Origin of the sequence: Vibrio aerogenes (assembly GCF_024346755.1) — a bacterium.
Taxonomy (GTDB): Bacteria; Pseudomonadota; Gammaproteobacteria; order Enterobacterales; family Vibrionaceae; genus Vibrio; species Vibrio aerogenes.
In genome coordinates this window covers 1,756,374-1,770,986 of the sequence record NZ_AP024861.1, presented here as the reverse complement: position 1 = coordinate 1,770,986, position 14,613 = coordinate 1,756,374, and the positions used below count along the sequence as shown (strand labels likewise).

The 14,613-nt window shown below is 44.6% G+C and carries 10 protein-coding genes; 5 read left to right on the top strand and 5 right to left on the bottom strand.

What is annotated here, in order from left to right; translation table 11 throughout:
- Positions 1-177: 177 nt before the first annotated feature.
- The 3 genes from cydD (at position 178) to OCV29_RS07865 (ending at position 7,411) form a co-directional block, all read left to right on the top strand.
- Positions 178-1,968, top strand: coding sequence for a heme ABC transporter permease/ATP-binding protein CydD (cydD, locus tag OCV29_RS07875; protein ID WP_073605874.1), 1,791 nt, complete (start codon positions 178-180; stop codon positions 1,966-1,968).
- A complete protein-coding gene (gene cydC / locus OCV29_RS07870; RefSeq protein ID WP_073605873.1) occupies positions 1,961-3,685 on the top strand; it encodes a heme ABC transporter ATP-binding protein/permease CydC in 1,725 nt (574 codons plus the stop codon). Before cydD ends, cydC begins: the two co-directional genes overlap by 8 nt.
- Before the next feature lie 960 nt (positions 3,686-4,645).
- On the top strand, positions 4,646-7,411 hold the full coding sequence (locus tag OCV29_RS07865; protein WP_073605872.1) for an immune inhibitor A domain-containing protein: 2,766 nt from the start codon (positions 4,646-4,648) through the stop codon (positions 7,409-7,411).
- 123 nt (positions 7,412-7,534) lie between these two features.
- Here the strand turns inward: OCV29_RS07865 and OCV29_RS07860 are convergent, their stop codons facing one another.
- Positions 7,535-7,891: a hypothetical protein gene (locus OCV29_RS07860; protein WP_073605871.1), complete on the bottom strand. Its 357-nt coding sequence runs from the start codon at positions 7,889-7,891 to the stop codon at positions 7,535-7,537.
- Positions 7,892-8,204: 313 nt separating this feature from the next.
- Between OCV29_RS07860 and OCV29_RS07855 the strand changes: the two genes are divergently transcribed.
- Positions 8,205-9,380 carry a lactonase family protein gene (locus OCV29_RS07855; protein WP_084193505.1) on the top strand — a complete coding sequence of 392 codons (1,176 nt, stop codon included), beginning with the start codon at positions 8,205-8,207 and terminating at the stop codon, positions 9,378-9,380.
- 67 nt (positions 9,381-9,447) lie between these two features.
- Here the strand turns inward: OCV29_RS07855 and OCV29_RS07850 are convergent, their stop codons facing one another.
- The 4 genes from OCV29_RS07850 to rnm form a co-directional block, all read right to left on the bottom strand.
- The gene (locus OCV29_RS07850; protein ID WP_073605869.1) at positions 9,448-9,828 is read right to left on the bottom strand and encodes a hypothetical protein; all 381 of its coding nucleotides are present in this window, start codon (positions 9,826-9,828) and stop codon (positions 9,448-9,450) included.
- A 241-nt stretch (positions 9,829-10,069) separates the two neighbouring features.
- Positions 10,070-10,969, bottom strand: coding sequence for a 23S rRNA pseudouridine(2605) synthase RluB (rluB, locus tag OCV29_RS07845; protein WP_073605868.1), 900 nt, complete (start codon positions 10,967-10,969; stop codon positions 10,070-10,072).
- A gap of 160 nt (positions 10,970-11,129) precedes the next feature.
- Entirely contained in the window at positions 11,130-11,753 is a 624-nt protein-coding gene (locus tag OCV29_RS07840; protein ID WP_073605867.1) for an L-threonylcarbamoyladenylate synthase, read from the bottom strand.
- Positions 11,753-12,622, bottom strand: coding sequence for an RNase RNM (gene rnm / locus OCV29_RS07835; RefSeq protein ID WP_073605866.1), 870 nt, complete (start codon positions 12,620-12,622; stop codon positions 11,753-11,755). The genes OCV29_RS07840 and rnm overlap by 1 nt, the downstream gene beginning before the upstream one ends.
- Before the next feature lie 402 nt (positions 12,623-13,024).
- Here rnm and OCV29_RS07830 point away from each other — a divergent pair, with 402 nt between their 5' ends.
- Positions 13,025-14,602: an anthranilate synthase component 1 gene (locus OCV29_RS07830; protein WP_073605865.1), complete on the top strand. Its 1,578-nt coding sequence runs from the start codon at positions 13,025-13,027 to the stop codon at positions 14,600-14,602.
- The last annotated feature ends 11 nt before the right edge of the window (positions 14,603-14,613 follow it).

Here is a 14,613-nt window from a genome sequence, read left to right as displayed (position 1 = left end):
CGAAAATAACTCACACCGACGCAAAGACAAGTCCCCCGGTTGTGTCCACACCGGGGTTTATTTTGTATAATACGCCTTTATTCTTATCCCCGGTCATAGAAATATGAGTGTATTTATGAATACACGGATACAACAGACACGGGGAATACCTGTCATTCTTATGAAAAGCCTTCAACGATGGATAAAAATAAACAAAAAAGTTTAAATGCCTGGCTTCGCCAACAAAGCAAGCTTGCCAAACGCTGGCTGCTTATCTCGATTGGGCTGGGTGTATTATCGAGTATATTCCTGCTTGGTCAGGCTGCACTTCTTGCTTCGATTCTTCATCAGCTGATTATTGAACACGCCGATAAAGTCACACTTATCCCCCACTTTCTCGGGCTTGCCGGAGTCATTGCTATCCGTGCAGGGTTAACCTGGGCCCGCGAAATTGCCGGATTCAGATGTGGTGAACAGATCAGAATTTATATCCGCCAGCTCATTTTTGATAAATTAAGGCAGATGGGACCAACGGTGATTAAAGGCAAGCCTGCCGGTGCCTGGGCAACCCTGATTCTTGAGCAGGTAGAAAATATGCAGGACTTTTACGCCCGCTATCTGCCGCAAATGTCTCTGGCGGTTCTGATTCCCTTTGTCATTCTTGTCGTGGTATTTCCGGTTAACTGGGCCGCCGGTTTAATTTTTCTGCTCACAGCGCCTCTTGTCCCTTTCTTTATGGCACTGGTCGGCATAAAAGCTGCGGACGCAGCAAGAAAAAACTTTAAAGCACTACAGCGCTTATCCGGCCATTTTTATGACAGACTACAGTCAATGACCACTATCCGGATGTTTGACCGGACTCAATCCGAAGCTGAACATTTGCGGGCCGCCTCCGAAGTCTTTCGCCTGAGAACAATGGACGTATTGCGGGTCGCATTTCTTTCATCGGCTATACTGGAGTTCTTTACTTCGGTCTCTATTGCGGTCACTGCGGTCTATTTTGGCTTCAGCTATATCGGGGAACTGGACTTTGGTTATTACGGCACGGGAATTACATTATTTACCGGTTTATTTGTTCTGATTCTGGCGCCTGAATTCTACCAGCCACTGAGAGATCTGGGCACCTTCTATCATGCGAAGCAACAGGCCATTGGTGCTGCGGAAAGTATTGTGGAGTTTCTCGATTATGAAGTCAGTGAGATTCGTTCGGGATCTCAGCAACTCCCGGATACAGAGACGCTGACAATTGAAGCCACAGCACTGGAGGTATACAGTCCACAGGGAAAAAAACTGGTTGGTCCGGTATCATTCAAACTAAATCCGGGAAAAACAACCGCATTAGTCGGCCCAAGTGGAGCCGGTAAAACCTCGCTTGTGCAGGCAATTCTCGGCTTTATGCCCTACCGGGGTGAATTAAAAATCAACGGCATCGAATTACATCAACTCTCCCATGAAGACTGGCGTAAACATATCAGTTGGGTCGGACAAAACCCGCTGCTGGTGCATGGCACGATCAGAGACAATATAACTCTGGGTAAACCGGATGTTTCTGATGACAGGATCAATCAGATTCTGGAACAATCGTTTTCCGCTGAATTTGTCCGGCATCACGGGCTGACCTATCAAATTCAGGATCGTTCCGGTGGTTTATCAGTCGGCCAGGCACAACGCTTAGCGCTTGCCCGGGCCATGCTGCAAAATGGCAGATTCTGGCTGTTAGATGAACCCACGGCCAGCCTGGATGCTTCCAGCGAACAACTCGTGATGAAAGGCCTGGCATCCTGCATTCAGGATCGAACAACACTCATGGTGACGCATCAGCTTTCACCGTTACAGTCGGTTGATCAAATTCTGGTTCTTCAGGACGGCCGGATTGTTCAGTCAGGAAACTATGCGTTACTCAGTCAGGAAGATGGCCTGTTTAAATCAATGCTTACGTCCAGTCTGTCCATGTATGGAGAACAAACCGGAGAAAACCCTGATGCGTGAACTGATTCCATTTTTAAAGCTTTATAAAAAACACTGGTTCGGATTAACTCTGGGCATGATTCTGGCCTTTCTGACATTATGTGCATCGATCGGCCTGTTGACACTTTCAGGATGGTTTCTCTCTGCGGCATCTGTTGCAGGCCTTTCTATCGCCCGGCAAACATTCAACTACATGCTTCCGAGCGCGTTTGTACGGGGCTTTGCAATCGGCCGGACTGCCGGACGTTGGGGCGAAAGAGTCGTCAGCCATAATGCCACTTTTAAAGTGTTGGCTGATTTGCGGATTTTCTTTTTTGAAAAACTGGCACCTTTGATCCCCGGCAGAGCTGCGAATCTGCGCGATGGCGATATTCTGAACCGTCTTGTCGCAGACGTTGATGCAATGGATCACGTTTATCTGCGTTTGATCAGCCCGGTTTTCATTGGGGCAATGGGAATCGTTGTGCTGACACTGTTTCTGAGCTGGTTTGATCTTGAGGTCGCGTTATTGTTGGGCGGTATTCTGCTGATACTGCTTTTATCATGGCCGGTTCTGTTTTATAAACTCGGGCAAAAAAATGGTGCCGGGCTGACACGGAAAAAGTCTCAGTTGCGGATTACATTACTTGACTGGATTCAGGGCTACAGTGAATTAGTGATTTTTGGTGCAGAACCCGCGTACAGGCAAAACATCTTCCGGAAACAGGAAGAAATGCTCAAAAATCAATATATCCATGCGCTTTATACCGGATTTGCTCAGGCCTTGTTAATGCTTGCCAGCGGATGGACTTTGGTCCTCATGTTATGGTTTGTCGGTAACGGTGTAGGAACTGCCCCACCCAGCCCGATGATTGCCATGGTTATTTTTGCCACTATGGCAAGTTTTGAGCTGTTAATGCCAATCGCAGGTGCATTCCAGTATCTCGGCCAAACGATGACATCAGCGCGTCGTTTGAATGAAGTACTTTCGGCGACGCCTGAAGTGATATTCCAAACGCAGCCCACGCAGCATAATGGCATATTTGATATCCACTTTGAAAATGTCAGCTTCTCTTATCATCAAAACCAGAATCACGTTCTGGAAGAGATCAATCTGCACATTCCTGCCGGACATAAAATAGCAATAGTAGGTCAGACTGGCTCAGGAAAGTCTACTTTAATTCAGCTCATCTCACGCTACTGGGATCCAGAATCAGGGACCATTTCCATTGCCGGGACAAATTTAAGGCAGTGGAATGAAAGTGACCTGAGAAAATCAATGAGTATTGTCAGTCAAAGAGTCGATATTCTGAATGGCACATTGCGGGATAATCTTTTAATTGCCAACCCTGATGCAGATGATATGAAGTTAACTCATATATTATCACGCGTCGGACTGGACAAACTACTCGATGAATCTGCGGGGCTGGATAGCTGGCTCGGAGAAGGCGGACGTCAACTCTCCGGCGGAGAAAAGCGACGACTGGGCATCGCCCGGGCTATTTTGCATCAGGGACAGATTCTGTTACTGGATGAACCCACAGAAGGGCTGGATAAACAGACCGAATATCAAATCATGTCATTACTCCGGTCTCATTTTACCGATAAAACCGTTATTTTTATCACTCACCGCTTGATAGAACTGGCCCGTATGGACGCAATTTGTTTACTTGAACAGGGTAAAATCATTGAATACGGGGATCATCAGACTTTAATGGCACGTCAGGGCCGTTATTACGCATTAAATCAAACGCTGTAACCTTCTATCTCCAAGCCAGCTGCATCTTCAGATGGCTTGGAGATATATTCTGATATATCTCTGTATTTCTGGTATACCTTTTCTTCCCGGCACCTTATTTGTTATCATATAACATAACAAAAACATGAATATTCATACAGAATGAAATAAAATATTAATTTAAGTAATCGTTTGCATCACTTCAAATTAAAATCATTCTTTCTGTCAGATATAGTTTTATATATCTTTTTTCTCTTCAATGACTCACAGTTCGTGATTCGCATTCAAAACACAAAAAAAAATAATAATAAAAACATGAAAAAACAATACAGTAAAATCCGATTTGATCTCATTCAATAAAAGTTAAAAGCATCAATAGATAAATTTATTTTCCATCATAAATAAATTTAAAGTTAATCCTTACACTCTCGTATTGCCTTTATCGCAAACATTCATTTAGCACCATTCCTCCCCAAAAAATTAAACATAAACTTATCATTAAAAGAATAAAATAAACCAGAAAAACCAAATGAATTATTCTGATTTATGAAAGAAAATTTAAATTTAAATATTGATTGAATTTTTGTGAAGATGAATATATTTTATAAAAAATGATTACAAAAATTACACTCAATATGAAAGCAAGGATCGCATTTTTATTGGCTATAATTCTCTCGCCTCCGGTTTATTCCGGTTCACCACCTCAGGATGAGAAGTTACTTCAGTCACTTATTCAACGTGGAATAATCTGCAAAGGATTAAGCTACGATGAACAGCAAGAAGCATTGCGTATTTATCTGAACAGAAAAGCACGTAAAGATAAATCGCCATCAGAAGCACCTGATTCAAATTCTTTTAAGACGTGCATTGCACCTCATAAAAAATAACATCGCATACAACGAAGCCTTGCTTATTTAATTATTCATTCCGGAATAACGGGCATTGTTGGCTATAGTAAACACAATAAAGAAGGATAATAAAATGATAAAAATGAGGAAAACATTGCTGGCAACGGCAATGATGACCTGTTTTGGTGTCAGTAGTTATGTTCACGCAAATGCGCCTGCAGATATGGGCGTTGTGAATGAGGAAAAGCTGATTGAAATGCTTGTTCGTACAGGTGTTGTTGACAGTCACGCATCAGATGCGGTCAAACATGAAGCATTAAGAAAATACCTCGCAAAAAAAATTAATCATGGCTTTAAAGGTGATGCCCAACTTGACAAAAAAGCACTGCTGAACCGGGCAAAAGTTCTGAAAGCGATGAAGGCTGGAAATGGCCGCAACAAATTGAATGTTTTTGCACTGGATATCAGTAAAAAGCGTAACGATAAAGTACTTGCATTACTCATCGATTTTCCTGATTTACCATGGGATGATAATCAGTTAACCCCAGAGTTAACTGACATGTTCTATCAAAGCTACACACCCGATCACTATCAAAAGCTGCTGTTTTCTGATTCAGGCTACACAGGTCCGGATGGCCAGAATCTGATTTCAATGCGTCAGTACTATCATCAGGAGTCGGGCGACAGCTATGGTGTATCCGGTCAGGTGATGGGCTGGTATCACGCCTCTCACAATGCCGCATACTATGGTGGTCACACTGCATCAGGCGGTAATGATCTCAACCCACAGCAACTGGTTCGGGAAGCACTTGACCAACTTGCAAAAGATCCAAATATAAATTTGGCAGATTATGATATTGAAGATCGTTATGACTACGACAATGACGGCGATTACCGGGAACCGGATGGCGTCATCGATCACCTGATGGTTTTCCACTCTTCAGTGGGGGAAGAAGCAGGTGGTGGTGCGCTTGGAGAAGACGCAATCTGGTCACACCGTCATAATCTGGGTCAGTTCTACGTCCTGAAAGGCACTCAGAGTACAGTTCCCGGACGTTTTGACGGGCAATATGCGGCTTACGATTATACAATGCAGCCAATTGATGCTGCAGCAGGCGTTTGCTCGCACGAATACGGCCATGATCTGGGACTGCCGGATGAATATGACACGCAATATACCGGTAGAGGTGAACCTGTTTCCTACTGGTCTATCATGTCCTCAGGCAGTTGGGGAGGAACTGTTCCGGGAACAGAACCAACATCCTTCTCAGCATGGTGTAAAGCATTCCTGCAGGATGCCGTTGGTGGCAACTGGACCGACGATACGGAAATCTCACTTGATGCGTTAAATAAACACGCAAAAGTCATTAAGCTCAGTCAGACAACCGACACCGATCATCAGAATCTGATCAAAATCCCCCTGCCCCAAAAACAAATCGAAGATCTGCCACCCTATGAAGGCAAGTATGATTTCTATTCAGATAAAGGGGACAGCCTGAACAATAAGATGACCCGGACTTTCACCATCCCGGCGGCATCCAAAGTCACGCTGAAGTTTAAAGCATGGTATCAAATCGAAAAAGATTACGATTTTGCCCGGGTGACAGTCAATGGTCAGTCTATCACCGGTAATATCACCACGATGGATGACCCACAAACAACCGGACTGGTCCCGGCAATTTCAGGAAAATCTGATGGCTGGGTCGATGCTGAATTCGATTTATCTCAGTGGGCCGGACAAGAAATTGAACTTGGTTTTGAATATATCACCGATGGCGGTCTGGCAATGGCCGGTTTCTATCTGGACAACCTTGCACTGGATGCGGACGGCGTAACAACCGTGATTGATGACGCTGAAAGTACACCAAGCTTTACCTTCGATGGGTTCCGTCTGAACAATGGATACCATCTGGCAGATCATTACTATCTGTTGCAATGGCGAAGTCATAACGGCGTTGATGCTGGTTTGGGTCACATCAATCGATTTGGTGGCCAAATCATGTCCTTCGAACCCGGTCTGCTAATTTGGTACGTGGATGAATCGCTGACTGACAACTGGGTCGGAGAGCATCCGGGCAAAGGCTGGATCGGTGTGGTGGATGCAGACCAGAATGCCCTGGTCTGGGCTGACAGCGGCACCGCAGCACAAACCCGTTATCAGGTACGTGATGCAGCATTTTCTCTGAAAGATCAGGCCCCGCTTACATTGAAGAACAGTAGTGGGGATATCCTTGAAGACAGCAGTCTGATTGCAACGCCTGACTTTGCTGATAGTAAAGACTACAGTGATCCGGAACAGCCAGACGCCGGCCGTTTATTATTAGAGCTGGGTTTACAAATTGATGTGCTGGAACAAGGTGAAAATGATGAATATGGATTAATCAAAATTTCAAGAACATCGACACCGAATACGGCCCCAGAGGCAGCATTTGATCTGAAAGTAAACGATCTGACCGTCACTGCAACAAACCTGAGTTCAGACAGCGACGGTAAGATTGTCAGCTATCATTGGGATTTCAGTAACGGACAGACCAGTTCTGAAGAATCGCCAACCTGGACATATGCACAAAAAGGGACTTATCGGGTAACTTTGACTGTGACAGATGATCAGGGTGCCACCAAGACACTCAATCGATGGGTCACAGTAACAGATCCCAATAAAGCGCCAGTCGCTCAGGCCAGATATGTCGCACATAACCTGAAAGTTTCAATGTGGTCTACCAGCTGGGATCAAGGCGGTCGTATCGTTGATACCCAGTGGACATTGCCTGATGGTGAAGTCAAACATGGTCAGTCTTTCTCAAAAACTTTCACTTCTCACGGACAATACAATGTTTTACTGACGGTGACAGATAACGAGGGTGCTTCAACCACTAAAACCATTCAGCTTGATCTCTGATTTCCCGACAGAGAAGTAAAGCTTCACACGTAAAAAAGTGCAACCAATACTGGTTGCACTTTTTATATTCAACAGTTTCAACATCACGTTGAACGACACGATTTTGAACGAAAGTCAGAAAGTTTAAAGCGCAAAATCATTTGTGATTTTGACACCATAAATAGCAGCATCTCCATAGCGACAATCCGTATACACCTGTACTTTTTTGTGGTGCGTTAACGCTTTCGTCAGCTTGTCAGACATTTTTTGTGAATATTCATCAGAATACTCCTTAGCAATAGTCAAACTTTTGGCCGTGACAGGACAAGCAGTCGTTGTTGGTGAGGACTTGAAAGACACTTCAGCATCCCCTCCTCCTGTTTGTGGATCAATGTATTCAGACACACTGGTAACCGTTAATTTATCCGTCCATTCTCCGGCAAATGCAGAAGTTGCGAATGTAAAAAGTAAAGGGATTAGTACATACTTAGCTGATTTCATTTTGTTTTCCTTTGTGAAATAAATAATAAATCAATACTGAACAATAAAAAATAAAACATTGTTCATTTAAAAAAGAGATTGTATCAGAGAGAATAAAACATTGTATTATTAATATCTGAAATTAAAGTAAAAATCACAAAAAAACCACCGGATAAATTTTACTTCTATCATTAAAATATGGGTTTCTGGTGATTCAAAATTCATCAAACTCTCTTTAGTTCAGGTATAGACAAACGCCCCCCGGATAGAGATATATTCCACTTCAACTTTAGCGCAATTTCCGGCAACATAATCATATCCGGTCAATCAGGAAATGGCTCAACACAGAATGTACTGTCACCAACCTTACCCTTCGGCTGAAAGAAAAAATTACCGCTGCTGGATAGCAGCCGGAAAAACAGGGATTTTTTCCGCTGACTTTTCATCACAAACACAAGCTTTAAATCATATACATCAATCAGTCGTCACGGCGCCACTGAGCGTCACATACCTCACTCAACACCCAAAGCATCCTGTTTTATATGCAGTACTCCGGGGAGAAGGTTTTGGACAAATTCATGCTTACGGTCTAGCGAAGGGGGGTGAACTCTCTTTATTGAATCAAATCGATGTACCGGCAGGTGCAGCGCATTGCAGCATTGATTGTGAGGGAAAGTTTCTGCTCGTCGCTTACTATACCAGCGGCAAAGCAGGGATTTATCCATTAGATGACTCCGGCCATCTCAGCGGAACCCGGCACGAAATTCACTTTACAGGCCATAGTTTGCATCCCGGACGTCAGACTTCCCCTCATCCACACTGGATTGGATGCAACCCAAAAAATGACGCTGTATACATCACTGATTTAGGCCGTGATGAGATTAGCGTGTATCAGCGTCACCCGATTTCTGGCAAGCTTCTTTGCCAGCAGCAAATCTCTGTGGCTCCGGGTTCAGGACCAAGACATATAGCTTTTCACCCTTCACTCGATATTGTTTATGTGACCCATGAACTCCGGCCCGGTATTAGCCGCTATCGATGCGACACCCGCACAGGCAAGCTATATATTCAGGAAACACAATATATTCAGGAAAAGTCATGTATTCAGGAAAAGCTATGTATTCAGGAAATTTTGGATAGTCTCACGGGCCAAAAACACGTGACAGGACAAACATGTTCGGAGGAGATGTACAATGCCTCAGACCTGACAATTCACCCTTCAGGTCGCTTTTTATATGTTCTGAACCGAGGGGTTGCGGTGATTTCTGTATTTTCAATTCATCAGAAAACAGGAGAGTTAAAACTCATGGCCAGCGAGCCGGCCTACACACCGTCTTGCAGGAATATCACCTTAACACCTGATGGACAGTGGATGTTTGTCACGGGAGAATTCAGCAACTCTGTCGTTATTTTCAGAGTCAATCAAAAGACAGGGGAATTAGCATGGCTGCCACCCATCGTTGAAGTCCCCAACGCCATGCTGACACTGATCGGTCTGGCAGATGAATAACCTTCCGCGACATTATCGTCAAAAGGTGCAATCTATCATTGCACCTTATCACAGCGACTAAATATTCTTACAAATCCGGGTCAGAAACAGGCGCATCAGGATCAAAATCATCAGAAGGCGTTGCCGATGTTTTCACGCCTGTAATATAAGCCACACCATCAGAGCGGCACGAATCGATATATACTGAGATATATTGATCATTCTTAAATGATTCAAGCATCAGTGTTTTTGTGAAATCATCGATTGTGTTACCAGCAACAGATGGTGCATAAGTCGCAATTTGTCCGGTACTTTCACAGACTATATTCAGGAGCTGTTTAGAGAAAGAAACAATCTCATTCTGCGTATCAAACCCGGTCACCCGGACAGGATCTGACCACTGACCGGCAAAAACGGAACCAGCAACAGTTAAAGAAAGGGGTAATAATGCCAGTTTTAAGTATTTCATGTTATTTCCTTATCAGATTAAATTGCATTTAATTTGAACACCGTTCAAAACAAGTACAATGTATCTGAGTTGAAGAAAAAATAAAACACTATTTTTTAAAAAATTCAATTTATCAATAAAATATATATTCTTATTCCAAAAGTATGATCTTTTAATAATAAATTTATCTTTAAATAAAAATAATAAAGGGCGATAAAACAATCGCCCTTTATTATTTAAACAATATGAGTAGAGGAAATCATTACGTTCTTTTCAACGAGCGTCCTTTAACGCCCCTTCCCTTGGGACTTGAAATACGTTCTTCGTGACGTTTCACCGCCCGGCGAATCTTCTGGCTTCTTGAGCGCTCCCGCTTGCGGGATGTATTATCTTTAGATACATCAATCATCGTACGCTGCTCTGGCCTTAATTCCACCAGTTCGCGTAAGTAATTCACCTCTTTCAGGCTCAGCTCAACCCAGCCACCACGAGGCAATGCTTTATCCAGGAAGATATCTCCATAACGAACCCGCTTCAGACGACTAACCGTAGTTCCCTGAGATTCCCACAACCGGCGAACTTCCCGGTTACGACCTTCATTAATGACAACATAGAAGGTATGATTCATCCCTTCACCACCCGCATACACAATGTCTTCAAATCGGGCTTCCCCATCTTCGAGTGCGACACCATTGACCAGGTTTTTAATCATCTCTTCAGTCACATCGCCAAAGACACGGACAAGATATTCCCGTTCAACCTGACGACTTGGGTGCATCAGCCGGTTGGCTAATTCACCATCAGTGGTAAACAACAGCAATCCTGAAGTATTGGCATCCAGTCGCCCGATGGAAACCCATCTGGAGCCCCGGATTTTCGGCAACCGGTCAAAGACGGTTCGTCGCCCTTCCGGATCATGGCGGGTACATAGTTCCCCTTCAGGTTTGTAATAAGCAAGGACGCGGCAAATTACTTCTTCATGTGCTTTAACAGAAACAGTATGTCCATCAATCCGGACTGTCGCATCTTCATCTTCCAGACGCTCACCCAAAATTGCAACTTTACCATCGACACTCACCCGTCCGGCACGGATCAGTGTTTCCAGCTCACGACGCGAGCCATGGCCAGCTCTTGCTAAAACCTTTTGTAACTTTTCGCTCATTGATTTACCTTGCTGTGTCGTCTTCTCAGACGTCGAATAAAAATACGGCCTTTTACCGCGGCCGCGCATTATCTCAAATCACAAGTGAAAAAGCATCTGTTTTGATTCGCTATAGTGTATAAAAATAGTTAGTTAACCGGTTGAATATAACGACTCAGCATCACAATTCAAATGGTGCCGGATCTCCCGCCCCAAGTCGCTGCACGATCATTTCACCCTCACTAAAATCAATCACAGTTGTCGGTTGTTCTCCCAGATAGCCACCATTGAGAATCACATCCACAGAATGCTCCAGTGAATCGCGGATTTCTTCCGGATCAGATTCAGTCACTTCTTTACCAGGCAGAATTAATGATGTTGACATAAGAGGTTCGCCCAGAGCTTCCAGCAAATCCAGTGCAATCCGGTTATCCGGAACCCGGATGCCAATGGTTTTTCTTTTGGGATTCATCAGGCGTCTTGGCACCTCTTTTGTGCCTTTAAAGATAAAGGTATAAGGTCCGGGCGTATTATTTCTCAACAGACGAAACGCGGTATTATCAACACGGGCATACAAGGATAACTCTGACAGGTCTCTGCACAACAGCGTAAAATTGTGTTTATCATTCAAATGCCGGATCCGGCAAATTTGTTCCAAAGCGGATTTATTTTCCAGCTGACATCCTAATGCATACCCTGAGTCTGTCGGGTAAACAATCACCCCACCATTTCGTACAATAGCAACCGCCTGGTTAATCAACCGGGCCTGCGGGTTTTCAGGATGGACATAAAAATACTGGCTCATTACGACTCCTCGTCATTAACGACGCTTACAAATGGGAAAAAATCCCAATCTTTCCATACAGGTTCAATATCAGAAGGCAACCACAGATTTCGGCCTAAATCCAGCCAGGGAGATGGATAGTGGAAATCGCTCCCCTGAGACGCTAACAGGCCGTAGTGTAGCGCATTATTAACCAAATTGCGCCTTTCCTGCGTTCCTTGTTGTGGCTGAGCAACTTCCATCGCATCACCGCCAGCATCACGAAATGCTTCAACTAAACGTTTCAGCCACTTAGCGCTCAACTGATACCGTCCTGGATGCGCCAGAACAGCCTGTCCGCCTGCCATATGAATCGCTTCGATCGCTTCATTCATTGAGCACCAGTCAGGCGGCACATAACCCGGACAGTTTCTGCTCAGATATTTTTTGAACACCTGCTGCATCGACTTAACGTAGCCGTTTTCTACCAGCCACATGGCAAAGTGTCCACGGGTCACCATCGCATCACCAGCTATCGCAGAAACCTCATCAAACACTCCCGGACGGGTTGCTTTCTCCAGCCGGCTGGCGATCAAACGGGCCCGCTCCTGGCGTCGTGCCCGCTGCGCCTGAATTAACGCAAGCAATGCAGGATGCTGTGGGTCGATATTTAATCCGACAATATGAATATCTTTATTCTGCCAGACCGTCGAGAATTCAATACCATGAATCAGACAGAGTGAAAGCTGATGTTCGTGGATATATTGCGACGCCCGCACTAAACCATCCACACAATCATGATCGGTGATCGCCAGAACATCAATGCGATGCTCAATGGCCCTGTCAACCAAAGCTTCCGGCGACAATCGACCATCAGAAGCGGTGGTATGGCTATGTAAATCTATTTTCATTTTTATTTTTACCCACAAAAGGCTTGACTTTTTACTACCGAACTAGTTTACTAGTACGCAATTACATAAATGAATACACAGAAACCAATACAGGCCGCACCATGTTACAGGAATTCATGATGAATCTGAAATATACACATGCACATATGACGACCTCCAGTCTGATGAGTAGCTGGTGGCGTATTACCCTGTTCTTACGGCGGGCTGCCTTTCGATCTGACCCCATTGAGAAGCCCGCAATTTGCGGGCTTTTTTGTTTTATGGGCTAAACCCCGGCAACAGACTCCAGAAGCAAACAACGAATTTCACCGAAATATAACAATGTTCAGCAAAATATAACAATGTTCAGCAATACATCACCACGGCTAAACCATGTGATGTCAGGAACTTAAGGGTTATCAAATGAATAACACCATACATATTAATAAATTAGGCAATATCCGCCTGCTCACGAAAAATATGCCTTATCACGCAGATCCAACGGTTCTGTTTCATACGCTGTGTGAAAAAAAGACGGACAGCTTACTGCTTGAATCCGCAGAAATTGATTCAAAAGCAAATTTAAAAAGCTTACTGCTCATCGATGCCGCAGTGCGGATCATATGTACAGGACACAAAGTCACCTTTCAGGCCCTGACAGAAAATGGTCAGGCTTTGATCAGCCATCTGGCAAAAAATATTAAAACGGAAATCCAAACCGAACAGACGGCGCATGAATTGTCTCTTTTCTTTTCGGCTCCGGACCTGACACTGGACGAAGACAGCCGGTTACGCGAATCTTCCTCCTTTGATGCACTGCGCCTGGTTCAGCACAGCTTTGACCGGACAGGCCTTGATCGATACGCCATTTTTCTGGGCGGCGTTTTTGCCTATGATTTAGTGGCAAATTTTGAACCACTGGGTGATGTCGAAGGTAAAAACAAGTGTCCCGATTATGTTTTCTACGTAGCTGAAACACTCATGATTGTGGACCACCAGACACAAACCTGCCAGGTTCGCGGCACCCTGTTTAATCCGGTGACCAGCACGGAAGAAAAAATCACGGCAAGGCTCAGCGACATCAGTCATCAGTGTGAAGATTTAAAAGAACTGCCCAAAGTGCTGCCACCCAGCTCTGAAGATGTCACCCCTTCGATTTCCGATCAGGCATATTGTGACATTGTTGAAGATCTGAAAGGCTATATTGTCCGGGGAGATATTTTTCAGGTTGTGCCGTCCCGGACATTCAGTCTGCCTTGCCCTTCCCCACTGACGGCCTATAAAAAGCTCAAAGATAACAATCCAAGTCCTTATATGTTTTACATGCAGGATGAAAGATTCACTTTGTTTGGCGCCTCTCCGGAAAGTGCCCTGAAATATGATCAAAGCACAAACCAGATTGAAATCTATCCGATTGCCGGGACACGTCAACGGGGCAAAAATCCGGATGGTTCAATTAATCTGGATCTGGATGGCCGTATTGAGCTGGACCTGCGCTGTGACCGGAAAGAAAACGCTGAACATATGATGCTGGTTGATCTGGCCCGGAATGATGTCGCCCGCATCGCTGAAGCCGGTTCAAGACATGTTGCCGATTTGCTGAAAGTCGATCGTTACAGCCATGTCATGCATCTTGTATCCAGAGTGATTGGCCAGTTACGTTCAGATCTGGATGCCTTACACGCTTATCAGGCATGTATGAATATGGGCACACTGACCGGTGCACCTAAAATCAGGGCAATGCAACTGATTCGCTCTGTAGAAAAAGAACGTCGCGGCAGCTATGGCGGTGCCGTTGGTTATCTCACTGGTGAAGGTGATCTCGATACCTGTATCGTCATTCGCTCAGCCTATGTTGAAAATGGTGTTGCGAATGTACAGGCCGGTGCTGGTATTGTTTACGATTCCGATCCACAGGCCGAAGCGGATGAAACCCGGAATAAAGCTCAGGCTGTCATTTCAGCAATTCAAACCGCACACACGCTTTCATCAGGTAAATAAAGGATCAGAAC